Source organism: Pseudomonas sp. C7.1, from assembly GCF_056312395.1.
Genome location: NZ_JBWDTL010000003.1, coordinates 2,593,413 through 2,616,650, shown reverse-complemented (window position 1 = coordinate 2,616,650; position 23,238 = coordinate 2,593,413). Strand labels below are relative to the sequence as shown.

At 61.2% G+C, this 23,238-nt stretch carries 20 protein-coding genes; 17 read left to right on the top strand and 3 right to left on the bottom strand.

The window, feature by feature from the left end:
* Nucleotides 1–1,638, bottom strand: coding sequence for a sensor domain-containing diguanylate cyclase (locus AC0T4W_RS15740; protein WP_476320480.1), 1,638 nt, complete (start codon nucleotides 1,636–1,638; stop codon nucleotides 1–3).
* Nucleotides 1,639–1,949: 311 nt separating this feature from the next.
* Between AC0T4W_RS15740 and prfB the strand changes: the two genes are divergently transcribed.
* The 7 genes from prfB (at nucleotide 1,950) to AC0T4W_RS15705 (ending at nucleotide 8,880) form a co-directional block, all read left to right on the top strand.
* A protein-coding gene (gene prfB, locus AC0T4W_RS15735) for a peptide chain release factor 2 (RefSeq protein ID WP_476320478.1) occupies nucleotides 1,950–3,045 on the top strand; the annotation gives its coding sequence in 2 pieces (ribosomal slippage) (nucleotides 1,950–2,021 and nucleotides 2,023–3,045; 1,095 coding nt in all).
* Nucleotides 3,046–3,097: 52 nt separating this feature from the next.
* Nucleotides 3,098–4,615, top strand: a complete 1,518-nt coding sequence (lysS, locus tag AC0T4W_RS15730) for a lysine--tRNA ligase (RefSeq protein ID WP_476320476.1) — start codon at nucleotides 3,098–3,100, stop codon at nucleotides 4,613–4,615.
* A gap of 355 nt (nucleotides 4,616–4,970) precedes the next feature.
* Entirely contained in the window at nucleotides 4,971–5,684 is a 714-nt protein-coding gene (locus AC0T4W_RS15725) for a TetR/AcrR family transcriptional regulator (RefSeq protein ID WP_476320474.1), read from the top strand.
* 41 nt (nucleotides 5,685–5,725) lie between these two features.
* Nucleotides 5,726–6,277, top strand: a complete 552-nt coding sequence (locus AC0T4W_RS15720; RefSeq protein WP_476320471.1) for a hypothetical protein — start codon at nucleotides 5,726–5,728, stop codon at nucleotides 6,275–6,277.
* A 17-nt stretch (nucleotides 6,278–6,294) separates the two neighbouring features.
* Nucleotides 6,295–7,590 (top strand): flavohemoglobin expression-modulating QEGLA motif protein, encoded by a 1,296-nt coding sequence (locus tag AC0T4W_RS15715; protein WP_476320469.1) that lies wholly within the window; start codon nucleotides 6,295–6,297, stop codon nucleotides 7,588–7,590.
* A gap of 142 nt (nucleotides 7,591–7,732) precedes the next feature.
* Entirely contained in the window at nucleotides 7,733–8,482 is a 750-nt protein-coding gene (locus tag AC0T4W_RS15710; protein WP_476320466.1) for a TIGR00266 family protein, read from the top strand.
* Nucleotides 8,483–8,574: 92 nt separating this feature from the next.
* Nucleotides 8,575–8,880, top strand: coding sequence for a hypothetical protein (locus AC0T4W_RS15705; RefSeq protein WP_476320464.1), 306 nt, complete (start codon nucleotides 8,575–8,577; stop codon nucleotides 8,878–8,880).
* A gap of 2 nt (nucleotides 8,881–8,882) precedes the next feature.
* On the opposite strand, the gene AC0T4W_RS15700 is transcribed toward AC0T4W_RS15705, so the two are convergent.
* A complete protein-coding gene (locus AC0T4W_RS15700; RefSeq protein ID WP_476320462.1) occupies nucleotides 8,883–9,224 on the bottom strand; it encodes a pilin assembly protein in 342 nt (113 codons plus the stop codon).
* A gap of 155 nt (nucleotides 9,225–9,379) precedes the next feature.
* Here AC0T4W_RS15700 and ppc point away from each other — a divergent pair, with 155 nt between their 5' ends.
* The 8 genes from ppc (at nucleotide 9,380) to AC0T4W_RS15660 (ending at nucleotide 17,951) form a co-directional block, all read left to right on the top strand.
* On the top strand, nucleotides 9,380–12,016 hold the full coding sequence (ppc, locus tag AC0T4W_RS15695) for a phosphoenolpyruvate carboxylase (protein WP_476320460.1): 2,637 nt from the start codon (nucleotides 9,380–9,382) through the stop codon (nucleotides 12,014–12,016).
* A gap of 245 nt (nucleotides 12,017–12,261) precedes the next feature.
* Nucleotides 12,262–12,909: an adenylate kinase gene (gene adk / locus AC0T4W_RS15690; RefSeq protein WP_476320458.1), complete on the top strand. Its 648-nt coding sequence runs from the start codon at nucleotides 12,262–12,264 to the stop codon at nucleotides 12,907–12,909.
* 195 nt (nucleotides 12,910–13,104) lie between these two features.
* Entirely contained in the window at nucleotides 13,105–13,890 is a 786-nt protein-coding gene (locus AC0T4W_RS15685; RefSeq protein ID WP_476320456.1) for a 5'-nucleotidase, lipoprotein e(P4) family, read from the top strand.
* A gap of 154 nt (nucleotides 13,891–14,044) precedes the next feature.
* On the top strand, nucleotides 14,045–14,725 hold the full coding sequence (tsaB, locus tag AC0T4W_RS15680) for a tRNA (adenosine(37)-N6)-threonylcarbamoyltransferase complex dimerization subunit type 1 TsaB (protein ID WP_476320454.1): 681 nt from the start codon (nucleotides 14,045–14,047) through the stop codon (nucleotides 14,723–14,725).
* A gap of 134 nt (nucleotides 14,726–14,859) precedes the next feature.
* Entirely contained in the window at nucleotides 14,860–15,201 is a 342-nt protein-coding gene (locus AC0T4W_RS15675; RefSeq protein ID WP_476320451.1) for a hypothetical protein, read from the top strand.
* Between the two features lie 142 nt (nucleotides 15,202–15,343).
* Entirely contained in the window at nucleotides 15,344–16,204 is an 861-nt protein-coding gene (locus tag AC0T4W_RS15670; protein ID WP_476320449.1) for a DUF72 domain-containing protein, read from the top strand.
* Between the two features lie 13 nt (nucleotides 16,205–16,217).
* Nucleotides 16,218–16,910 carry an extensin-like domain-containing protein gene (locus AC0T4W_RS15665; RefSeq protein WP_476320447.1) on the top strand — a complete coding sequence of 231 codons (693 nt, stop codon included), beginning with the start codon at nucleotides 16,218–16,220 and terminating at the stop codon, nucleotides 16,908–16,910.
* 252 nt (nucleotides 16,911–17,162) lie between these two features.
* The gene (locus AC0T4W_RS15660; protein WP_476320445.1) at nucleotides 17,163–17,951 is read left to right on the top strand and encodes a class I SAM-dependent methyltransferase; all 789 of its coding nucleotides are present in this window, start codon (nucleotides 17,163–17,165) and stop codon (nucleotides 17,949–17,951) included.
* 167 nt (nucleotides 17,952–18,118) lie between these two features.
* Here the strand turns inward: AC0T4W_RS15660 and AC0T4W_RS15655 are convergent, their stop codons facing one another.
* The gene (locus tag AC0T4W_RS15655; protein WP_476320443.1) at nucleotides 18,119–18,757 is read right to left on the bottom strand and encodes a TetR/AcrR family transcriptional regulator; all 639 of its coding nucleotides are present in this window, start codon (nucleotides 18,755–18,757) and stop codon (nucleotides 18,119–18,121) included.
* Between the two features lie 91 nt (nucleotides 18,758–18,848).
* On the opposite strand from AC0T4W_RS15655, the gene AC0T4W_RS15650 reads away from it, so the two are divergent.
* Nucleotides 18,849–19,970 carry an efflux RND transporter periplasmic adaptor subunit gene (locus tag AC0T4W_RS15650; RefSeq protein ID WP_476320441.1) on the top strand — a complete coding sequence of 374 codons (1,122 nt, stop codon included), beginning with the start codon at nucleotides 18,849–18,851 and terminating at the stop codon, nucleotides 19,968–19,970.
* A gap of 5 nt (nucleotides 19,971–19,975) precedes the next feature.
* Nucleotides 19,976–23,056: an efflux RND transporter permease subunit gene (locus AC0T4W_RS15645; RefSeq protein WP_476320439.1), complete on the top strand. Its 3,081-nt coding sequence runs from the start codon at nucleotides 19,976–19,978 to the stop codon at nucleotides 23,054–23,056.
* Nucleotides 23,057–23,238: the final 182 nt, after the last annotated feature.

Genomic DNA, 23,238 nt, shown 5'->3' with positions numbered 1-23,238 from the left:
TCAGTGTTTGCCAACTGCGTGGAACACCGCGCAGTTTTTGCCGGCATGTTTGGCTCGGTGCAACGCCTGGTCGGCCAGCTCCAGCGCTTCGGCCAGGTTGCTGCTGTCCAGCGGCCAGAGTGCGCCACCGATGCTGCAACCGACCTTAACCTGGTTGTTGCCCAGATCGATCGGCGGGTTAAGCGCTGCCAGGGTGCGTTCGGCCACTAGCTGCGCCTGCGCCAGGGCTTCGCCATTGGGTACCTGCAGCACCATCAGGAATTCGTCGCCGCCCAGGCGCGCGACCAGGTCACCTTCGCGCAGGCGGCCACGCAGCCGCACGGCCACCTCACGCAGCAGCTGATCGCCCGCCGCGTGGCCGAACTGGTCATTGATCGGCTTGAAACCGTCCAGATCCAGATAGAACAGCGCTAGGCAATTGTTGTTGGCTTGGCTGCGCTGCTGCGCGCGCGGCAGGTAGCTTTCCAGGGCGACGCGGTTGGGCAGGCCGGTGAGGGCATCGTGGTGGGCGAGGTTTTCCATCGCGCTGAGGGCGCTTTGCTGGTGAGTCAGGCTTGCCACCAAATGGCGAATCGAGTGGCTGAGTATCTCGATTTCGCGGGTGCTTTTAAGTTCGGGTATTACGCTAATTTCACCGGCGCTGAAGCGGTCCGCCGCCTCTGCGATCTGCCGCAGCGGGCGGGTGAAATAGCCTGCCAGTAGCCAGCCGATAACGGCGAACAACAGCGCCAGGCCGCTACCCCACAGCAGTATGTAACGCGTGGTCTCGCGCGCCGGGGCGTAGGCCTCATCCAGCGGTTGGCGTGCTATGACCGTCCAGCCCAGGCCCTTGTAATCCATATGGCCCTGGCTCAGCGCCAGGCCTGTGAGGTACTGCTTGCCGTCTGGCCACTCCTGCACGGCCCACAGATCTTGGCGCTCTGCCACTTCGTTGAGGGCGGGTAAGTGCAAGCGCTGGCCGATCATTTCCTTGGGGGCGAGCAGCACGGTACGGTCTTGGCCGATCACGAAGAACTCGACATTACGGCGCTTCTGGATCGGTTCAAGGATGGCCAGGCGCACTTCGTCGGCCCATGACCAGGACAGGTGCGAGGCCAGCACGCCAACCAGGCTGCCATCCGGAGCGAACACCGGCAGGCTGATATCAACGAACTTCATCGCCTCGCCGGTCGGATTTGGCAGCAGTTTGGCCAGTAGCACGGCCTCATGCACGTCGCCGATAAATACGTTCTTCTGTGCTTCGAGGAAAACCGGGCGTTGGGCAATGCTGGCGCCTTCCAACACGCCATCGCTGGAGGCCTGCACCGTGCCCTTGGCATCGGTATAGCCGATCCAGGCGATGCTGGGGAATTCTGTCTGCAGGCGGTCGAGCAGTACGCGAACTTCGCGGATATCGTCGGGCTGGGTCAGTGCGCGCAGTTTGCCGATCACCTGCAGCATGGCGGCGCGGCTCTGCATGTCGCGGTCCAGGCGGTCAATCATCATAAAGGAGACTTCGGCAAGATCGCGGCCAACCTCCTCGCGGATGCGCTGGGTGGCGTCATTGCCAATCAAGGTGCCAAGCAGCCAACTCAGCACGGCGACCAGCAGGGCAATCAAAATGGCAAAACGGCTACGCAGGCTGTGCGATGAGCTCATGGCACGACGGCTCCTGTGGGCGGGCAGGCAATGTAAAGACAGTCCTTAGAACCTGTTGACGATCTCGCGAGCTAGAGCCGTGCAAGGCAAAAAAGGCGAGGAAGCGGAGTGTACGAGCTGTACATGAGCATTCCGAGCCTGTTTTAACGCAGCACGGCCGACGCGCAGCAGATCGTCGGCAGGTTCTGAGTATAGTGCGCCGTTGGTCTGCATGGCTGTGTGCCAGCGCCAATTGCGGGCTGCAAGGGCTGAGTCGACTGCGCTATACTCGCCGGCTTTTCCGAAAGTTTGACTTACGAGTGCTGCCAGCCATGGAAATCAACCCGATCCTGAATAGCATCAAGGACCTGTCCGAGCGCACCCAGACCATTCGGGGGTATCTTTGACTACGATCACAAACATGATCGTCTGGTCGAAGTAAACCGCGAACTCGAAGACCCGAGCGTCTGGAACAATCCGGAGTACGCGCAGAACCTGGGCCGCGAGCGCGCTTCCCTGGCGCTGATTGTAGACACTCTGGATGACCTGCACGGCAGCCTTGCCGATTCGCGCGACCTGCTCGATATGGCCGTTGAAGAAGACGACGAAGGCGCGGTAAATGATGTTGCCGCCGAGATCGAACGCCTGCGCGAGATCCTCGAAAAGCTCGAATTCCGCCGCATGTTCAGTGGCGAGATGGACCCCAACAACGCCTATCTTGATATCCAGGCCGGCTCCGGCGGCACCGAAGCTCAGGACTGGGCCAATATGCTGCTGCGCATGTACCTGCGCTGGGCTGACAAGCGCGGTTTTGACGCCACCATCATGGAGCTGTCCGCCGGTGAAGTGGCCGGGATCAAGGGCGCGACCCTGCATATCAAGGGCGAGTACGCCTTTGGCTGGCTGCGCACCGAGATCGGCGTGCACCGCTTGGTACGCAAGAGCCCGTTCGACTCCGGCAACCGTCGCCACACCTCGTTTACCGCTGTGTTCGTTTCGCCGGAAATCGATGACAACATCGAAATCGAAATCAACCCGGCGGACCTGCGTATCGACACCTACCGTTCATCCGGTGCCGGTGGTCAGCACGTAAACACCACTGACTCGGCCGTACGGATTACCCACGTACCGACCAACACCGTGGTCAGCTGCCAGAACGAACGTTCCCAGCACGCCAACAAAGACACCGCGATGAAGATGCTCCGCGCGCGTTTGTACGAGCAGGAAGTGCAGAAGCGCAACGCCGCCTCCCAGGTGCTGGAAGACAGCAAGTCGGACATTGGCTGGGGCCACCAGATTCGCTCCTATGTACTCGATGCCTCGCGGATCAAGGATCTGCGCACCAACATCGAGCGCAGCGACTGCGACAAGGTGCTTGACGGCGACATCGACGAATACCTCGTAGCCAGCCTAAAGCAAGGCCTGTAACCCTTACCCTACCAAACCCATGTGCATTTACGCGCCAGGCAGATAAACGACCATGAGCGACCAACAACTCGACCCGCAAGCCCTCTCCCACGAAGACCAGCAGCAGGAAGAAAACAAGCTGGTTGCCCTGCGCAAGGAAAAACTTGCTGCCATCCGTGAGCAGGGCAACGCCTTCCCCAACGACTTCCGCCGCGACAACTACTGCGCCGACCTGCAGAAACAGTACGCCGAGAAGACCAAGGAAGAGCTGGCCGAGGCCGCGATTCCGGTCAAGGTGGCTGGGCGCATCATGCTCAACCGTGGCTCGTTTATGGTGATTCAGGACATGACCGGGCGCATCCAGGTCTACGTCAACCGCAAGACCCTGCCGGAAGAGAAACTTGCCGAGGTCAAGCACTGGGACATGGGCGACATCATCTCCGCCGTCGGCACCCTGGCTCGTTCCGGCAAGGGCGACCTGTACGTGGAAATGACCGACGTGCGCCTGCTGACCAAATCGCTGCGCCCGTTGCCGGACAAGCACCATGGCCTGAGCGACACCGAGCAGCGCTACCGCCAGCGCTACGTTGACTTGATCGTCAACGAAGACGTGCGCCAGACCTTCCGCGTGCGTTCGCAAGTCATCGCGCATATCCGCAGCTTTCTGATGCAGCGCGACTTCCTCGAAGTGGAAACGCCGATGCTGCAGACCATTCCCGGCGGCGCTGCGGCCAAGCCCTTCGAGACCCACCACAACGCCCTGGACATGCAGATGTTCCTGCGTATCGCGCCGGAGCTGTACCTCAAGCGTCTGGTGGTTGGTGGTTTTGAGAAAGTCTTCGAGATCAACCGTAACTTCCGTAATGAAGGTGTCTCGACCCGGCACAACCCTGAATTCACCATGCTTGAGTTCTACCAGGCCTACGCCGACTACGAAGACAACATGGACCTGACCGAGGAACTGTTCCGCGAGTTGGCCCAGCTGGTGCTCGGCACCACCGACGTGCCCTACGGCGACAAGGTGTTCCACTTCGGCGAGCCGTTTGTGCGCCTGTCGGTGTTCGACTCGATCCTCAAGTACAACCCTGAGCTGACGGCCGATGACCTGACCGATATCGACAAGGCCCGTGCCATCGCCAAGAATGCCGGCGCCAAGGTGCTTGGCTTTGAAGGCCTGGGCAAGCTGCAGGTGATGATTTTCGAAGAGCTGGTCGAGCACAAGCTGGAGCAGCCGCACTTCATTACGCGCTACCCGTTCGAAGTCTCGCCGCTGGCCCGTCGTAGTGATGATGATCCGAGCGTTACCGACCGCTTCGAGCTGTTTATCGGTGGCCGCGAGATCGCCAATGCCTACTCCGAGCTCAACGACGCCGAAGACCAGGCCGCACGCTTTATGCAGCAGGTGGCCGACAAGGACGCCGGCGACGACGAAGCCATGCACTATGACGCCGACTTCGTTCGCGCCCTGGAATACGGTATGCCGCCGACCGCGGGTGAGGGTATTGGTATCGACCGCCTGGTGATGCTGCTGACCAACTCACCGTCGATTCGCGACGTGATCCTGTTCCCGCATATGCGCCCGCAAGCCTGATGCTGAGAAGCCGCCTCCGGGCGGCTTTTTATTACCTGTTTTTTGGCCTGCCAGCCGTTGCGGCCATTCTTTATGGCTATTTACCCGTTAGGTGTTGCGCGCAATGGGTAGAGTGCGCCATACGCATCAGCGCAGGATCACATGTGTAGGTTGGGTTGAGGAGCAGCGCGACGAAGCCCAACGAGACATGCTGCGACTTGTTGGGCTTCGCTGCGCTCAGCGCCAACCTACGGCTTATTGCCTTGCAACACGCAATGGGTACAAAACCTTCTTTATTAGCGCCCAGTGGATTAATTTTGCGATTTACTGACTAAGTCATTATTAATCGTGAATTCCCGACAGAGGATCGTCAGCTGTGACAGCCAAGCCCGCCCAAGAAAGCGCCACCCTGGTGGCCAACGCCGTCGCTGAGAGTGTGCAGTACCAGGGCCGCAAAGCCAGCCGTCAGGGCAGTGAGCAGCGCCGCCAGGCTATTCTCGATGCCGCCATGCGCATTATCGTGCGTGAAGGCGTTCGTGCCGTGCGCCACCGAGCCGTAGCCGCCGAGGCCGAAGTGCCGCTGTCGGCGACCACCTATTATTTCAAAGACATCAATGACCTGATCACCGACACCTTCGCCCAGTTCGTCGAGCGTAGCGCGGCGCACATGGGCAAGTTCTGGAGCAGCACCGAAGGTTTATTGCGTGAGCAGGTCAGCCGCTTAGATGGCAGCGCCGAGGCGCGCCGGCGGTTGGCCAATGAAATTGCCCGGCTGGCGGTGGAATACGTGCGTCACCAGCTACTGACCCGCCGTGAGCACCTGCTGGCTGAACAGGCCTTTCAGCAGGAGGCCCTGCTTAACCCACGTCTGCACGGGTTATTGCGTGCCCATCGGCAGATTCTGCTGCAGGGCGTGACACACTTCTTCGAGGTGCTGGGTTCGCAGCAGGCAGAGCAGGATGCCAAGCTCTTGACGGCGATTATTGTGCGCATGGAGTATCAGGGGCTGCTTGATGGTGTCGATCATCTGGACAGTGAAGAGATGCTGGCCATGCTAAAACGCTATATGCATCTGGTACTGGGCCTATAGCAGGCCTGGCCCCCGGTCAATCCGTTCACAAGGAGAGCTGAATGAAAGCCTGGCGCGCGCTGCTTGCCGTGTCCTTCCTGTTGCTTGGTGGCTGTCTGGTGACCTTCAAAGACCCGATTCCCGCCAATGAAGCAGCCCCGATCCCCTTGCTTGGCGAGTGGTCGCGCAAAAATGAATGGGGCGAACAGCTGTACCTGCAAATCACCCGTGCCGGCTCCAACGTCTACAAGGCGCGGGCCTATGTCGACAGCCTGGACAACCTCGACAGTGTTGAAGAGTACGGCTTTACCGTGGCCCACCATGGTCGCCGCTGGTACCTTTCGGCAGGCTTGCCGAAAAGCCTGGGGGCGAACTTCGCTATCGCCGGTTTCGAGCTGACCACCAGCAATGAGCTGGTGATCTACAACCTGGATGTCGACCGTATTATCCAAGAGCTGGAGCAGGGCGCCTTGCAGGGCGAGGTGATTGACGGTGCAGAAGGCGATGGTGTGCTGATCAGCAGTCCGCTGGAACAGGTGTTTAGCTACCTCGACGATCAGGCTAATTCGGATGTATTTATCGAAGTTGCACGTTATCAGCGGACGGGCGACTAGTGGGTGATGGGGAAAGCATGAACAGTCATACCGAGTTGGACGATTATCAGTTGGTTGTACGCGCGCTGTCCGACCGTCTGGTCGAGGCGCAAACGCCGATTCGCGTGTTGGATGCGGTGAAGTGGGACGACTCGATTCGCAACGACTTTCTCAAGCACAAGGGCAAGAAACCGCCCGCCGTCGACCGCGCTTACTACGCCAACCGGCCGCTGCCCTTTGATGCGGCGGCCAAGAAGCTGGAATTCCAGAATATCGAGCGCGACATTACCCGCCAGCTCGGCCAGTTCAACCCGGTGGGCAAGATCATGCGGCGCATGTGCCGCGAGTACCGTATGGTCATCCGCATGCTCGAAGCACGCGGCACCGAGGATTTCGGCCTGATCAGCCAGGAGCTCTACGGCGCGGCTTCCGATGCCTTCCATGCCGGCGATCCGACCCTGTCCGACCTGGGCCTGATGTTTTCCGACTTTCTCAACAACATTGACAAGCGCGGCGACCTCAAGGACGAGGCCAAGACCTTGACTGCCAAAGAGGCGGTCAACCTGCTGCAGCACCGTCTGAACAAGGTGTTTGGTGAGGAGGAGGGCACCATTCGGGTGTTCGAGTCCGACGGTATTCTTGCTGATGCCGCCGCCGGCGCCGACTACATCAAGATCCGCAGCGACGCGATGTTCAACGAACGCGATGTGCGCGCGCTGGAAGTGCATGAGGGCCTGGTGCATGTGGCCACCACCCTGAATGGGCAGAATCAGCCGATTTGTACCTTTCTGGCCAAGGGCCCCCCTTCGTCCACGGTGACCCAGGAAGGCCTGGCGATCCTGATGGAAGTGATTGCCTTCGCCTCCTATCCAACCCGGTTGCGCAAGCTGACCAACCGCACCCGCGCCATTCATATGGCCGAGGAGGGCGCGGATTTCCTGCAGGTGTTCGACTTCTATCGCGAACAAGGCTTCAGCCAGGAAGACAGCTACAGCAACGCCAACCGGGTGTTCCGTGGCTCCACCCCCAGCGGCCTGCCTTTCACCAAGGATCTGTCCTACCTGAAAGGCTTCATCATGGTTTACAACTATATTCAGTTGGCTGTGCGCAAAGGCAAGCTGGAGCAGATTCCCCTGCTGTTCTGCGGCAAGACCACCCTGGAAGACATGCGCACCCTGCGCCAGCTAGTGGATGAGGGGCTGGTCGTCGCACCCAAGTACCTACCGCCGCAGTTCAGCGACCTCAACTCGCTGTCAGCCTGGATGTGCTTCTCCAATTTCTTGAACCATTTGAGCCTCGACCGCATCGAAGCCGACTACGCCAACATTCTTTGATCAAGTTTCCCCGTGGTAGTGCGTAGGAGCGGGCCATGCCCGCGAGCCTTTTTGCTTGAGTGACTTATCGCGGTCATGGACCGCTCCTACAAAACCGCGTCTCGTTCGGGCAGCCTTACCCGAATCGCCAAGGAGTTCCCGCATGCCCAGCCATCAACTCGACTACGAAATCCTCGGCGCCTCCGCGCAGAGCGTGGAGATCATTCTCGATCCGGGCGAAACGGTGATCGCCGAAGCCGGGGTGATGAATTACATGACCGACGGCATCCGCTTTGAAACGCGCATGGGCGATGGCGCAGCTACTGGTGTGCTGGGTAAGTTGTGGGGCATGGGCAAGCGCATGCTGACCGGTGAATCGCTGTTTATGACGCACTTTTCCAATGCCGGCAAAACCCCAGCGCGGGTGGCGTTTGCTGCGCCGTACCCAGGCACCGTGGTGCCGATTCAGCTGGCTGAGCATGGCGGTACGCTGATCTGCCAGAAGGATGCCTTTCTCTGCGCGGCCTACGGCACGGCTGTCGGCATCAGCTTTAACAAGCGCCTGGGCGCGGGGTTCTTTGGTGGTGAGGGGTTTATCCTGCAGAAGCTCGAAGGTGATGGCTTGGCCTTTGTGCATGCCGGCGGCACGGTGATTCGCAAGGAGTTGAACAACGAGACCTTGCGCCTGGACACCGGTTGCCTGGTGGCCTTTACCGCAGGCATCGATTACGACATCGCCCTGGCCGGCGGCCTGAAAAGCATGCTGTTTGGCGGCGAGGGCATCCTTCTGACCACGCTCAAGGGCACTGGCACGGTGTGGGTGCAGAGCTTGCCGTTCTCGCGGCTGGCCGAGCGCATCTATGAAGCGACGTTCAAGGCCCGCGAGGAAGTGCGCGCTGGCGGCAATAAATGATGCGGCAATCTGGGTCTTTGCAGGCGTAAATGTTTGCTGCAAGCTGCGCCGCCTGTGCTTAGCCCGCTAACTGAAAAATCCGAGAGCTTGTTATGAGTGAAGTAAACCCCATTCCGCTGATCCTCACCGGTATCGGCAGCATCTGCGCCACGGTGGCTGTGCTTGGCTATTACGGTTACCTGCATATCGCCAAGCCGGAAGATGCCTTGCTGCTGTCCGAGTTCACCATGCTCAAAACTGTGCCCGGTGAGGACTACAAAGTATCGCTCAAGCCTGCCAGCCAGGTCGCCCAGTGCATCGACGGCGTGCTGGTGATGTTTGATCTGGAGCAGAAAGGCCTAAGCGGCGTGCTGGTCGACCGGCGCAAGCAAGCCGTGCGCTGCAGCGAAGGCCAGTAAACTCAGTCCGCCTGCTTCTGCTGTTCGCTAAGGCGCTGCAGATGCTGGCGTGACAAGGCGAGGAAGCGCGGCGTCAGGCCGATGTCTTCATACAGCGGGTCGCCCTGCTCATCGCTGGCCACCACCTTGCTGCCCTGAACGTAGGGCAGGCTGGCTTCCAGCTCATCAAGCGCCGCGCCGAGCAATTCCCCCAGCAGTTCTTCAACGTGGTGTTTGGGGTACATCTCCTGCAGGGCCGCTAGGCGCGCTGCGGCTTCCAGGTCGAGCCTTATCTGGTAAGGCGTTGTGCTCAGCCGCCCCTGGGCATTTTCCTGCCAGTACTGAAAAAGCTCGCGAATCTTCATGATTGCCTCGTGTCTGTTCTATGCCCGCCGTTTGTTGGCCGAGCTGCATAGTTAAGACTAGTGCTTAGGCCGATAAGTGCGGTCTGTGCGTCGCGCACTTGTAAGAAGTTGGCGCGCTGGGCACTCTGGAGGCAGGATCAGCGGAGGCAACACTCATGGCAGAAATCGACGCGCGTTTGCGCGAGGACGTCCACCAGCTCGGCGAGCTACTGGGTAACACCATCAGCGTGCAGCATGGCGCTGCTTTTCTCGACAAGATCGAGCGCATTCGCAAGGGCGCCAAGGCATCACGCCGTGGTTCGCAGGAGGGCGCAGAGCAACTCAGTGCAACCCTGAACCAGCTTGATGATGGCGAACTGCTGCCGGTGGCGCGGGCGTTCAACCAGTTTCTCAACCTGGCTAATATCGCCGAGCAGTACCACCGTGTGCGCCGCCGCGCGCCGGGTGAAGCGCAGCCATTTGAAGACAATATTCTCGCAGACCTGCTGCAGCGACTGTCCAGCAATGGCCACAAAGGCGAAGCCCTGGCTCGCCAGTTTAGTCGTCTGGATATCGAACTGGTGCTGACCGCGCATCCCACCGAAGTGGCGCGGCGCACCCTGATCCAGAAATACGATGCGATAGCCGAGCAGCTGGCGGCCGGCGACCATAACGATCTCTCGGCGGCCGAGCGTGAGCAGGTCAAACAGCGTTTGCAGCGGTTGATTGCCGAAGCCTGGCACACCGAGGAAATCCGCCGTAGCCGGCCGAGTCCGGTGGATGAAGCCAAATGGGGCTTTGCGGTGATCGAGCATTCGCTCTGGCATGCCATCCCCAATGTATTGCGCAAGGCTGATCAGGTGCTGCACAGCGCCACCGGGTTGCACCTACCGCTGGATGCTGCGCCGATTCGCTTCGCCTCCTGGATGGGCGGCGACCGTGACGGCAACCCGAATGTCACCGCCAGCATTACCCGCGAAGTGCTGTTGCTGGCGCGCTGGATGGCGGCGGACCTATACCTGCGCGATGTCGATAACCTGGCTGCCGAGCTATCCATGCAGCAGGCCAGCCCGGCGCTATTGGCGCGGGTAGGCGAGAGCGCCGAGCCCTACCGCAGCCTACTCAAGCAGCTGCGTGAGCGTTTGCGCGCCACCCGCAGCTGGGCCCAGGCTGCGCTGAGTGAGCAGGTCTGCGCGCCCGCAGCCGTGCTGCAGGACAACCGAGAGCTGTTGGGGCCGCTGACCCTGTGCTACCAGTCGCTGCATGAGTGCGGCATGGGCGTGATCGCCGATGGCCCGCTGCTCGATTGCCTGCGCCGCGCGGCCACCTTTGGCCTGTTTCTGGTGCGTCTGGATGTGCGCCAGGACTCCAGTCGCCATGCCGCCGCCATGAGTGAAATCACCGATTACCTCGGCCTGGGCCGTTATGCCGAGTGGGATGAAGAAGCGCGCCTGGCGTTTTTGCTGAAAGAGCTGGAAAACCGCCGGCCGCTGCTGCCGGGGCACTTCAAACCCAGCGGTGAAACCGAAGAAGTGATGGCTACCTGCCGTGAAGTGGCCCGCGCGCCGGCGGCATCCCTGGGTTCCTACGTGATTTCCATGGCCGGTGCGGCTTCCGATGTGCTGGCGGTGCAACTGCTGCTTAAAGAAGCCGGGTTGCAACGGCCGATACGCGTGGTGCCACTGTTTGAGACCCTCACCGATCTGGACAATGCTGGCCCCGTGATCAGCCGGCTGCTGGGGTTGCATGGCTACCGCGCGCGCCTGCACGGGCCGCAGGAAGTGATGATCGGTTACTCCGACTCGGCCAAAGACGCCGGCACCACAGCCGCAGCCTGGGCGCAGTACCGTGCCCAGGAAACCCTGGTGCAGGTGTGCCGCGAGCAGGATGTCGAGCTGCTGCTGTTTCACGGCCGTGGCGGCACAGTGGGGCGCGGCGGTGGCCCGGCCCATGCGGCGATTCTGTCGCAGCCGCCCGGTTCGGTGATGGGGCGTTTCCGCACCACTGAGCAGGGGGAAATGATTCGTTTTAAATTCGGCCTGCCGGATATCGCCGAGCAAAACCTCAATCTGTACCTGGCAGCGGTACTCGAAGCTACCTTGCTACCGCCGCCTAGCCCGGAGCCAGCCTGGCGCGAGCTGATGGACAAACTGGCCAGCGATGGCGTCAGCGCCTACCGCGCGGTGGTGCGTGAGCACCCGCAATTTGTCGACTACTTCCGCCAGGCCACCCCGGAGCAGGAGCTGGGCCGCCTGCCTTTGGGCAGTCGCCCGGCCAAGCGCCGCGAAGGTGGTGTCGAGAGCCTACGGGCGATTCCGTGGATTTTCGCCTGGACCCAAACGCGCTTGATGCTGCCGGCCTGGCTGGGCTGGGAGGCGGCGCTGGATAACGCCTTTCAGCGCGGTGAGGGCGAATTGCTCGGGCAGATGCGCGAACACTGGCCGTTCTTCCGCACGCGTATCGACATGCTGGAGATGGTGCTGGCCAAGGCAGACGAGTCCATCGCCCAGCTGTATGACGAGCGTTTGGTCGAGCCAGCCCTGCGCCCGCTGGGCGAGCATCTACGCGGCCTATTGTCGCAGGCGGTGGCTGCAGTGCTGGGTTTGACCGGCCAGTCGCAGCTGCTGGCGCACAGCCCGGAAACCCTGATGTCGATCAGTGTGCGCAATACCTACCTAGATCCGCTGCATCTGCTCCAGGCCGAGCTGTTGGCGCGCTCGCGGCTGCGCGACAATCAGGCTGACAGCCCTCTGGAACAGGCACTGCTGGTCAGTGTGGCGGGTATCGCGGCTGGGCTGCGCAACACCGGCTAGGTGGATTGATGGGGTCCGTGGGGCTTTCGCTGGTGCGTATGTAGCGCGCTGGCGAAAGCACTACCCGCTAGGTGTGGTCGCAGGTGTATCCGACTTTCGGTGGCTTGTGCGCTATGGGTGCGCTGTGTATCTTGAGCGGCCTTTCGGCACTCTGGCCCAGTTTGGCAGCGCTGCTTGAACAATTTTGAGATTGGCCCCACGAGGCGAGTCCGACGATTTTTACTTAAATCTTGAGGAGCACATCGATGCGCGTGATTTTGCTGGGGGCGCCCGGTGCCGGTAAAGGTACCCAAGCTGGTTTCATCACCAAGAAATTTGGTATTCCGCAAATCTCCACCGGTGACATGCTGCGTGCTGCGGTCAAGGCCGGCACTGAGCTGGGCCTGGTTGCCAAAAGCGTAATGGACAGTGGTGGTCTGGTTTCCGATGACCTGATCATCAATCTGGTCAAAGAGCGCATCGCCCAAGCAGATTGCGCCAATGGTTTCCTCTTCGATGGCTTCCCGCGCACCATTCCTCAGGCTGAAGCCCTGAAGGAAGCCGGTGTAGTGATCGACAACGTAGTCGAAATCGCCGTGGACGACGAAGAAATCGTCGGCCGCATCGCTGGTCGCCGCGTGCACCCGGCATCGGGTCGCGTCTATCACACCGAGCACAATCCGCCGAAAGTCGCCGGTATTGACGACGAAACCGGTGATGAGCTGATCCAGCGTGAAGACGACAAGGAAGAAACCGTGCGTCATCGCCTGTCGGTCTATCACTCGCAAACCAAGCCGCTGGTGAACTTTTACCAGAAGCTCGCCGCCGCTGACGGCACGCCGAAGTACAGCGCCATCGCCGGCGTTGGCTCGGTCGACGAGATCACGGCCAAGGTGCTCGCTGCGCTCAGCTAAGCCTTAATGTAGTCAACCAACGGCTCGATTTTGCGGGCCGTTGGCGTTTGTGCGGTTGGCGCGCTGGACTCGCTAAGCGTCGTTCATAGAACAGTAATCTTGCTCGCCTAAGCTAGCATCGGTTCTGGTCTATACCACGATGAAGTGGTCGTAGACTTTAAGCCTTAACCCATACAAAGGAAGAGAGCGCATTCAATGACCAAGAAAACAGCAAAGAGTGCCATCTGGTTGGGCCTAGCGTTAGCGCTGGTGGGGAGTTCTGCAGCCTTTGCCGAGACCCCGGCGACACCCAAGACGGACTGCGCTGTAGCCGAGTTCACCATGGGCCTGCGTTTCCAGCAGCAATCGGCGGAAGTCCAGGCCCTGCAGCTGCAGGCCTACAACATCGCAACACTGAAGTTGGATGCGGCAGTGGCGGCGGCGAAAGACCCCTCCAAGCTAGCCATCGTTACCGACCTGGATGAAACCGTTATTGATAACAGCGCCCTGCTGGCGCGCGACCTGGCCAACTGCCACACCTATGACGCCTGGGATACCTGGTTGCCCTGGGAGCGCGACGGCACCCCGGTGCTGATCCCCGGCGCGAAGAAGTTTCTCGAGCACGCCGATAAGCTCGGAGTGACCATTCGCTACATTTCGGACCGTGCCGAAGAGCAGAAGAAGTACACCCTCGCCACTCTGAAAAAGCTGGGGCTGCCGCAGATATCTGAAGAAAGCGTACTGCTGCTGGGCCCACCCAAGGTCGAGCGCCGCGCCATCGTCAGTGCCGATCATCAGGTTGTGCTGCTGCTGGGCGATACGTTGCATGACTTCGATGGGCGTTTCCGCAAGACACCATTGGCTGATCAGCGCGCCACCGTCGCCGCTGAAGCAGACAAATGGGGCGCCGAGTGGATCGTCTTCCCCAACGCCAGTTACGGCACCTGGTCCAAGGCGCCTTTGCAGGGCTGGGACGCCAAGACCGTTATCGAAGCCTGGTAAGCACGCGTTGCTCAGGCAGCAGCGGGCCGATTCTGGTCCGCTGCTGCCTATGGTGCTGTAAGTCTGCTCGCGTGACAGACCCTAATGATTGGGCTGGAAAAAAAAGCCTCAAGCCGTTCTAATGCCGGTCCATTTCGTCACCTGTCCGAATGCAATGACCACTCTCCTGGCCCTGGATACCGCCACCGAAGCCTGCTCTGTTGCCCTGCTGCATAACGGCCAGGTGCTCAGCCATTACGAAGTGATTCCGCGCATGCATGCCCAGCGTTTGCTGCCGATGGTCAAGCAGCTGCTGGCCGCTGCCGGAGTGCCGTTGTCGGCGCTGGATGCGATTGCCTTTGGCCGTGGTCCGGGCGCTTTTACCGGCGTGCGTATCGCCATCGGCGTGGTGCAGGGCCTGGCGTTTGCCCTGGAACGCCCGGTGTTGCCGGTGTCCAACCTGGCTGTGTTGGCGCAGCGCAGCTTGCGCGAGCACGGCGCGCAGCAGGTGGCCGCAGCCATCGATGCCCGTATGGATGAAGTCTATTGGGGCTGCTACCGCGCCGAGCGGGGCGAAATGCGTCTGGCCGGCGTCGAGGCTGTATTGCCGCCGGAGCGCGCCGTTTTGCCAGGCGATGCTAGCGGTGACTGGTTTGCGGCGGGCACTGGCTGGGGCACCTTTGCTGCGCGTATCCCCGTTGCCGTCAGTGGGCAGGATGCCGCCATGCTGCCTCACGCAGAAGACCTGCTCAGTCTGGCGCGCTTTGCCTGGGCCCGTGGTGAGGCGGTGGTGGCTGACCTGGCGCAGCCGGTATACCTGCGTGACCAAGTGGCCACGCCCAAGGCTCCGGTTTAAACCGCTGGGCATTGGCGCACCTTCTGTCGCGCATATTGCCGCGTTGCACCGCGCTTGATTGCCAAGCCGGTCTGCGGGGGCTAAATTGCCATCACATGTATCCATCGTTGGCTAAGCAGGCCGAGCAGTAATTGATGCGTATCGACGGTTTTACCTCCTCTTATTCGCCAGACCGCAGTGCCCGCCCGGGCTCTGCGGTTACGCCGTTTCGCGAAGCACAGCGCGAGATCGAGGAAAGTCGTCAGCAGCCCGCATCCCCCGCCAGTACCCAAGGTTTCGAGCCGGTTGCCCAAACGCGCAAGGTCGAAGCCAGTAACGCCAGCAGCGACAACCTGCCGTCGCGCCTGCAAGACCAGCTGTACCAGCCGCCCCTGAATAACCGCGCCGCCCAGGCATTGGCCAGCTACAACTCAACTGCCAGTTTCGCTAGCGAGATGGATGCTCAGCAAGTGCTGGGTCTCGATCTTTACGCCTAGAAGACCGTTGCGAAACTACTGCGCTCGGCTATGCCGCGTTGATATCAGCCTCGGAATGCTCATGTACAACTCGTACACTGCGCTTCCTCGGCTGATCTCGCCTAGCCTTCGCTCGCTACATTTCTCAACGGTCTTCAAATTAATGTTGCCTTACTACCTCGGTTGCCCGTCATGGAGCGAGCCCGCCTGGCGCGGTTCTTTGTATCCGGAGGGCAGTCGCAGCGCCGATTTTCTGCCGCTGTATGCCCAGGTGTTCAACGCCGTTGAGGGCAATACCACTTTCTATGCACAGCCCTCGGCCGAGACGGTGACGCGCTGGGCTGAGCGCATGCCGGCGCATCTGCGTTTTTGCGCCAAGCTGCCCCGTGAGATCAGCCATAACGGCGATCTGCGTGAGCAACTGAGCGCCACCGAAGATTTCCGCTGCTTGCTGGCACCGCTGGGTAAACGGGTGGCGCCGTTCTGGTTGCAGTTGTCGGCGAGTTTCGGCCCGCAGCGTTTGGCGGAATTGGCCGCGTTTATCGAGCCCTGGCAGGCTGAGGAGCTGGCCGTCGAGGTGCGGCATCCGGCGTTCTTTGCCAAAGGCGAGGAGGAGCGCAGCCTTAATCGCCTGCTGCATGAGCGCGGCATCGAACGCATTTGTCTGGATTCGCGGGCGCTGTTCAGTTGTGTATCCACAGCGCCGGCGGTGTTGCATGCGCAGGCCAAGAAGCCGCGCCTGCCACTGCGGCCTACGGCTTTTAGCCAGTCACCGCAGTTGCGTTTTATCGGTCATCCCGAGCTGCAAGCCAATGATCCGTTTATGGCGCCCTGGCTGGACAAGGTGGCGGGCTGGATCGAAGAAGGTCGCACGCCTTACGTCTTTTTGCACACCTCGGACAACCGCCTGGCTCCGCAGCTGGCGCAGCGTTTTCATCAGCAATTGATGTTGCGTCTGCCGGGGTTGCTGACCTTGCCGCAGGTGCAATTAGAGGATCAGGTCGAGCAGTTGGGCCTGCTCTGATAGTCTGCGCCCCATGACTTTCTTCCGTACTTTTCTGCTTCTTTGTGTAGTGCTCGCCGGCCTGTTGCTGGCGATTTGGCGTGGCTGGCTCGATGTGCCGCCGCGTTGGAACCCATGGGCGGTGCTGGATATTCGCGAGACGCCGAACCTGCTGACCAGCTTTAAGCTCTGGCGGTTGCAGGATGATCCGGCGCTGTGCCAGCAGGTCTTGAATACCTCCTCACTGCGCTTTACCCCGCAAGCCGACAGCAGCCCGGAGGTGGCCTGTCCGCTGAATAACACCCTGCGGGTTCACAGCGCAGGCGTCGCTTTCAGCAGCAGTTTTATTGCCAGTTGCCCGCTGGCGGCGGCCTTTGCTCTGTTTGAGCAGCATGATTTGCAGCCGGCGGCTCAGGCCGTTTTCGGCCAGCGGGTGGCGCGGGTTGAGCATGTCGGTAGTTTTGCTTGTCGCACCATTGCCGGCAGTCAGCGGCGCAGCCAGCATGCTTCGGCCAATGCGCTGGATATCGTCGGCTTTCGTTTGGCCGATGGCCGGCGCATCAGCGTGCTGCAGGATTGGCCCAAGCAGGGCAAGAACGCCGAGTTTCTGCGTCAGGTGCAGCAGGCCGCCTGCAAACGTTTCAACACCACTCTGGGGCCGGAATACAACGCGGCCCATCGTGACCACTTTCATGTGGATATGGGGTTGTGGCGGATGTGCCGCTAAAAACCTGGTTCTGATCTACTGCGCGTCGGCCCTATTGCAGGCCGATTTTGTTGGGTGGATTAGCGGCGCGTTGAGAGTCGATGGTGTTTTTCTGATCCCGATTAGCGCCTAGCCCGCTTTACGTGGGGCTGAAGTCACATCGAACATGGCGAACTCGGTGCGGCTGGAAGCTGCCGGGTCTGGCAAAATGCCGCTCAAACGGTTGTCGGTCTTTCAAACGGTTAATTAAGTGATTTTTGAGCACATTTTCTGATGAGTGATGAGCGGCTAATAGCCAGAATTCGTATGCAGGCCCTGGCTCCCCATCTGCAGGCGGCAGCTGAAGCCTGGGCCACACGCCTGGGTTTACCGCTGGACGGCGACAGTGAGTTTGTTCTGCAACTGGGTGAGGGCGGCTTGCAGCTGGTGGAGCTGGGGCCGCAGGCGCCAGGGCCGGTGAAAGTGGATTTTGTCGAAGGCGCGGTGGCGCATCGCCGGCTATTCGGTGGCGGCAGCGGGCAGATGATTGCCAAGGCGGTTGGTGTGCAGGCTGGAGTGCGCCCGACTGTGCTGGATGCCACGGCCGGCCTGGGCCGCGATGCTTTTGTGTTGGCCAGCCTGGGTTGCCGCATGACCTTGATCGAGCGTCAGCCGCTGATTGCCGCGCTGCTGGAAGACGGCCTGGCGCGTGCTGCGCTGGATCGTGACGTGGCGCCGATTACCGCGCAGATGCAGTTGCGGGGCGGCAACGCCATCGAGCTGATGCGCGGCTGGCAGGGCGAGCCGCCCCAGGTCATCTACCTCGACCCGATGTTCCCGCACCGCGACAAGAGCGCGCTGGTGAAAAAAGAGATGCGCCTATTCCGGCCCTTTGTCGGTGACGACCTGGATGCCCCGGCGCTGCTGGAGGCCGCGCTGAACCTGGCCAGTCATCGGGTAGTGGTCAAGCGCCCGCGTAAGGCCCCGCTGATCGACGGTGCCAAGCCGGGCTATGCCCTGGAAGGCAAATCCAGCCGTTATGACATCTACCCGAAGAAGAAGCTACAAGCCGCCAGCGAGTAAGTTTGCTCGCCGCGCCGTGAAGTAGCCTGGAATCTTTGAGGTAAGCGTCCCTGGATTGCATCCAGGCTACAACCGGCAGAATTGTGTAGGTTGGGTTGAGGCGCGAAGCCCAACACATGCAGCGTCCTTGCGTTGGGCTTCGCACGCTCAGCGCCAACCTGCGAGGCTTAATCGGCGCGGAAGGCGCGCAGAAAGACCTCAACCGCATCGCGCACATGGGCTTCGGCTGCTGCGCCCTGCAGCGCTTCGCCGCAGCCGATCAGCAGGCGGAAGTTGGCGCCGCCCTTGATCAGGCAGAAAAACTGATCCGCCGCGCTCAGCGGGTCAGGCACGCGTAGCTTGCCGCTCTGGTCGGCGCGGCGCAGCAACTCTTCCATGCCGTGCAGCACGCGCTGCGGGCCAGCTTCGTAGAACATCCGCGAGAGCTTGGAGTCCTGCGCCGCCAGGCTCACCATCACCCGGTGCAGCTCCACCGACTCACGACTGTTGATCAGCTCATTGAAGCCTCGGCCGATATTCAGCAGCAGCTGTGCTACCGACACTTCGCCGTTCAGCTCGAACAGCAACTCTGGCAGTTGCTCCTCACATTTGGACTGCACGGCGGCGGCAAACAGCTTCTCCTTGTCGGTGAAGTGGCTGTACACCGTGAGCTTGGAGACCCCGGCTTCCGCAGCAATCGCATCCATGCTGCTACCGTCATAGCCATTGCTAAGGAATAGGGTCTTCGCTGCTTCCAGAATGGCTTTGCGCTTGGCGAGGTCTTTAGGGCGGCCGGGGCCGCTGGGGGGCAACACTTTGTTTGGCATTGGTCGTTTTTAATACTGGACTAGTGAGTTTGCTATTTTTACTATACCCGTCAGTATAAATATTCAAAAGCCTCCACAAAGGTTAGTCATCATGTTTCGTCATGCACTGTCTGTTGCGTTGCCTGTCAGTCTTATCCTGTTGCTTGGCGCTTGCGGTAATGGCGAGCCCGCCAAGGTTGCCGTGCGCCCGGCCATGGTGGTGCAGCCGCAACTGGCTGGCGACCTAATGGATGCCTACCCCGGTGAGGTGCGTGCGCGCCTGGAGCCGGAGCTGGCGTTCCGTATCGGTGGCAAGGTAGCCAAGCGCCTGGTCGATGTCGGCGCGCGGGTGAAGAAGGATCAGCCCCTGGCTGAGCTGGACCCCCAAGACGTGCGCCTGCAGCTGGAAGCCATCCGTGCCCAGGTGTCGTCGGCCGAGGCCAACCTGCAGCTGGTGCGCGCCGAGCGTGATCGTTACAAAACCCTGCTGGCGCGCAACCTGGTCAGCCGTTCGCAGTACGACAATGCCGAAAATACCTACCGCTCCGGTGAAGCGCGGGTGAAACAGGTGCGCGCTGAGTTCAACGTGGCCAACAATCAGGCCGGCTATGCCGTGCTGCGTGCCTCGCAGGATGGTGTGGTGGCGCGGCGCATGGTTGAAGTCGGCCAGGTGGTTGCCGCTGGGCAAACCGTATTTATCCTGGCGGCTGACGGCGAGCGTGAAGTGCTGATCAACCTGCCGGAGCAAGCTTTCGAGCGCTTTAAGGTCGGTCAGGATGTCGCGGTTGAGCTGTGGTCGCAGCCGGATCAGCGCTTCCCCGGTCGTATTCGCGAGATGTCGCCAGCGGCCGATCCGCAGTCGCGCACCTTCGCTGCTCGCGTGGCTTTCGTAGAAGGCAAGGTGCCGGCCGAACTGGGCCAGAGCGCCCGTGTGTTTATCGCCCACACCGGCGAAGTGCCACTGGCCGTGCCGCTGTCGGCCGTGACGGCGGAGAAGGGCCAGCCTTACGTCTGGGTGGTCGATCCGAAGAAATCCACCCTCAAGCGTACTGACGTGCGCATTGGTGCCTATGGCGAGAAAACCGTGCCGGTGCTCGAAGGTCTGCAAGCCACCGATTGGGTGGTCGCAGCCGGTGGTCAGGTGCTGCGTGAAGGCCAACAGGTGCGTCCGGTTGACCGCGACAACCGTGCGGTGCAGCTGACGGCCAAGGCCGGCCTGACGGTCGAGGAGTAAGCCCGATGGATTTCAACCTGTCCGCCTGGGCGCTGCGCAACCGCCAGATCGTCCTATATCTCATGTTGCTGCTGGCTGTGGTGGGGGGCATTTCCTATACCAAGCTGGGCCAGAGCGAAGACCCGCCCTTTACCTTCAAGGCCATGGTGGTGCGCACCAACTGGCCAGGGGCGAGCGCCGAGGAAGTCTCACGCCAGGTCACCGAGCGCATCGAAAAGAAGCTGATGGAGACCGGCGACTACGACAAGATCATCTCGTTCTCGCGCCCGGGTGAATCCCAGGTCACCTTTGTCGCCCGCGACTCGATGCACTCTGAAGACATTCCCGAGCTGTTCTACCAAGTGCGCAAGAAGGTCAGTGATATTCGCTACACCTTGCCCCAGGGCATTCAGGGGCCGTTCTACAACGACGAATTCGGCACCACCTTCGGCAATATCTACGCGCTGACCGGTGAAGGTTTCGACTACGCCGTACTCAAGGATTACGCCGACCGCGTCCAGCTGCAGCTGCAGCGCGTCAAGGACGTCGGCAAGGTTGACCTGCTCGGCCTGCAGGATGAGAAGGTGTGGATCGAGCTGTCCAACACCAAACTGGCCACTCTCGGCCTGCCGCTGGCCGCCGTACAGCAGGCGCTGGAAGAACAGAACGCTGTTGCTGCGGCGGGTTTCTTCGAGACCGCCTCGGACCGCGTGCAACTGCGCGTCACCGGGCGCTTCGAGACGGTCGAGGAAATCCGCAACTTCCCGATTCGCGTGGCCGACCGCACCTTCCGCATCGCCGATGTCGCCGAGGTTAAGCGCGGCTTCAATGATCCACCCGCGCCGCGCATGCGCTACATGGGCGAAGACGCCATTGGCCTGGCCGTATCGATGAAAGCCGGTGGCGACATCCTGGTGCTGGGCCGAGCCCTGGAAGGCGAGTTCGCCCGCCTGCAGGAAACCCTGCCGGCCGGTATGCAGCTGAACAAGGTTTCCGACCAACCCGCAGCGGTGAAAACCGGCGTAGGCGAGTTTGTGCGCGTGCTCACCGAGGCGGTGATCATCGTGCTGCTGGTGAGCTTCTTCTCCCTCGGTCTGCGCACCGGTCTGGTGGTGGCACTGTCGATTCCGCTGGTGCTGGCGATGACCTTTGCCGCCATGTACTACCTCGGCATCGGCCTGCACAAGATTTCCCTCGGCGCCCTGGTGCTGGCGCTGGGCCTGATGGTGGACGATGCGATCATTGCGGTGGAGATGATGGCGATCAAGATGGAGCAGGGCTACGACCGCATCAAAGCGGCCAGCTATGCCTGGACCAGCACCGCCTTCCCCATGCTCACCGGCACCCTGATCACCGCCGCCGGCTTCCTGCCGATTGCCACCGCGCAGTCCGGCACCGGTGAATACACCCGCTCGATCTTCCAGGTGGTGGCCATTGCCCTGTTGGTGTCGTGGATCGCTGCCGTGGTGTTTGTGCCCTACCTGGGCGCCAAGCTGCTGCCTGATCTGGCCAAGCTGCACGCGGCCAAGCACGGCGGCAGCGCCGACGGCCACGACCCCTACGGCACGCCGTTCTACCGGCGCGTGCGCACGGCGGTGGAGTGGTGTGTACGCCGGCGTAAAACCGTGATCGTGCTGACGATTGCGCTGTTTGTCGGCTCCATCCTGTTGTTCCGCTTTGTCCCGCAGCAGTTCTTCCCGGCTTCCGGCCGTCTGGAACTGATGGTCGACCTCAAGCTCAGCGAAGGCGCGTCCCTGGCCGCAACCGAAGAGCAGGCCAAGCGTCTGGAACAGCTGCTCAGTGGCCATGAAGGCATCGACAACTTTGTCGCCTATGTCGGCACCGGCTCGCCGCGCTTCTACCTGCCGCTGGACCAGCAACTGCCGGCCGCCAGCTTTGCCCAGTTTGTGGTGCTGGCGAAAAGCATCGAAGACCGCGAGAAGATCCGCACCTGGCTGATTGAGGTGCTGAACGACGAATTCCCGACCCTGCGCACGCGCATCTCGCGTCTGGAGAACGGCCCGCCCGTGGGTTACCCGGTGCAGTTCCGCGTCTCGGGCGAGCATATCGACGAAGTGCGCCAGCTGGCCCGTCAAGTCGCCGACAAGGTGCGCGAGAACAGCCATGTGAGCAACGTGCACCTGGACTGGGAAGAGCCGAGCAAAGTGGTGCGCCTGAACATCGACCAGGAACGCGCCCGCGCCCTTGGCGTCAGCACCGCTGACCTGTCGCGCTTCCTGCAAAGCTCGCTGACCGGCTCGCCAGTCAGCCAGTACCGCGAGGGCAATGAGCTGATTGAAATCCTCCTGCGCGGCACCCTCAGTGAGCGTCAGGAACTCGGCCTGCTGCCAAGCCTGGCGGTGCCCACCGACAATGGTCGCAGCGTGCCGCTGTCGCAGATCGCCACCCTGGAATATGGCTTCGAGGAAGGCATCATCTGGCACCGCAACCGCCTGCCAACTGTCACTGTACGCGCCGACGTATATGGCAAGGAACAGCCGGCCAGCCTGGTCAAACAGATTCTGCCGACCCTCGAACCGATCCGTGCGCAATTGCCAGACGGCTACCAGCTAGACGTCGGCGGTACCGTGGAAGACTCCACTCGTGGCCAGGCCTCGGTCAACGCCGGCGTACCGCTGTTTATCGTGGTGGTGCTGACCCTGCTGATGTTGCAACTGAAGAGCTTCTCGCGCTCGGCCATGGTGTTTCTCACCGCGCCGCTGGGGCTGATCGGCGTGACGCTGTTCCTGCTGATTTTCCGTCAGCCGTTCGGTTTTGTGGCCATGCTCGGCACCATCGCCTTGTCGGGGATGATCATGCGCAACTCGGTGATTCTGGTCGACCAGATCGAGCAGGACATCGCCGCCGGCATGGACCGTTGGCACGCGATTATCGAAGCTACCGTACGGCGCTTCCGGCCTATCGTGCTGACCGCCCTGGCGGCGGTACTGGCGATGATCCCGCTGTCGCGCAGCGTGTTCTTCGGGCCGATGGCCGTGGCCATCATGGGCGGCCTGATCGTGGCCACGGCGCTGACCTTGCTGTTCCTGCCGGCGCTGTACGCGGCCTGGTTCCGGGTCAAGGAAGCGGATTCACACGCGCGCTAACGCGCTAGTGGTTGCCTCCTCAAACGCCAGGCCTGCGGGTCTGGCTTTTTTATGTGCGCCCGATTAAAAACAGCTACGAATGAACGTCTTGAGATGCTCAGGTTTTGGGGTTTAGGCGTCTATCTCGGGCCTTTACAGTGAACCTGCGGGCTCAGAAAGTTGATATTTTTTGTTGCGATTGA

What these genes read in the sequence shown, in the direction of transcription:
- ppc (WP_476320460.1), top strand. Translation starts at nt 9,380, where the DNA reads ATGGCAGAAATCGACGCGCGTTTGCGCGAGGACGTCCACCAGCTCGGC.
- AC0T4W_RS15700 (WP_476320462.1), bottom strand. Translation starts at nt 9,224, where the DNA reads ATGAAGATTCGCGAGCTTTTTCAGTACTGGCAGGAAAATGCCCAGGGG.
- AC0T4W_RS15685 (WP_476320456.1), top strand. Translation starts at nt 13,105, where the DNA reads ATGACCAAGAAAACAGCAAAGAGTGCCATCTGGTTGGGCCTAGCGTTA.
- AC0T4W_RS15720 (WP_476320471.1), top strand. Translation starts at nt 5,726, where the DNA reads ATGAAAGCCTGGCGCGCGCTGCTTGCCGTGTCCTTCCTGTTGCTTGGT.
- AC0T4W_RS15670 (WP_476320449.1), top strand. Translation starts at nt 15,344, where the DNA reads ATGTTGCCTTACTACCTCGGTTGCCCGTCATGGAGCGAGCCCGCCTGG.
- AC0T4W_RS15715 (WP_476320469.1), top strand. Translation starts at nt 6,295, where the DNA reads ATGAACAGTCATACCGAGTTGGACGATTATCAGTTGGTTGTACGCGCG.
- AC0T4W_RS15650 (WP_476320441.1), top strand. Translation starts at nt 18,849, where the DNA reads ATGTTTCGTCATGCACTGTCTGTTGCGTTGCCTGTCAGTCTTATCCTG.
- adk (WP_476320458.1), top strand. Translation starts at nt 12,262, where the DNA reads ATGCGCGTGATTTTGCTGGGGGCGCCCGGTGCCGGTAAAGGTACCCAA.
- lysS (WP_476320476.1), top strand. Translation starts at nt 3,098, where the DNA reads ATGAGCGACCAACAACTCGACCCGCAAGCCCTCTCCCACGAAGACCAG.
- AC0T4W_RS15645 (WP_476320439.1), top strand. Translation starts at nt 19,976, where the DNA reads ATGGATTTCAACCTGTCCGCCTGGGCGCTGCGCAACCGCCAGATCGTC.
- AC0T4W_RS15705 (WP_476320464.1), top strand. Translation starts at nt 8,575, where the DNA reads ATGAGTGAAGTAAACCCCATTCCGCTGATCCTCACCGGTATCGGCAGC.
- AC0T4W_RS15675 (WP_476320451.1), top strand. Translation starts at nt 14,860, where the DNA reads ATGCGTATCGACGGTTTTACCTCCTCTTATTCGCCAGACCGCAGTGCC.
- AC0T4W_RS15655 (WP_476320443.1), bottom strand. Translation starts at nt 18,757, where the DNA reads ATGCCAAACAAAGTGTTGCCCCCCAGCGGCCCCGGCCGCCCTAAAGAC.
- AC0T4W_RS15740 (WP_476320480.1), bottom strand. Translation starts at nt 1,638, where the DNA reads ATGAGCTCATCGCACAGCCTGCGTAGCCGTTTTGCCATTTTGATTGCC.
- AC0T4W_RS15665 (WP_476320447.1), top strand. Translation starts at nt 16,218, where the DNA reads ATGACTTTCTTCCGTACTTTTCTGCTTCTTTGTGTAGTGCTCGCCGGC.
- AC0T4W_RS15710 (WP_476320466.1), top strand. Translation starts at nt 7,733, where the DNA reads ATGCCCAGCCATCAACTCGACTACGAAATCCTCGGCGCCTCCGCGCAG.
- AC0T4W_RS15660 (WP_476320445.1), top strand. Translation starts at nt 17,163, where the DNA reads ATGAGTGATGAGCGGCTAATAGCCAGAATTCGTATGCAGGCCCTGGCT.
- tsaB (WP_476320454.1), top strand. Translation starts at nt 14,045, where the DNA reads ATGACCACTCTCCTGGCCCTGGATACCGCCACCGAAGCCTGCTCTGTT.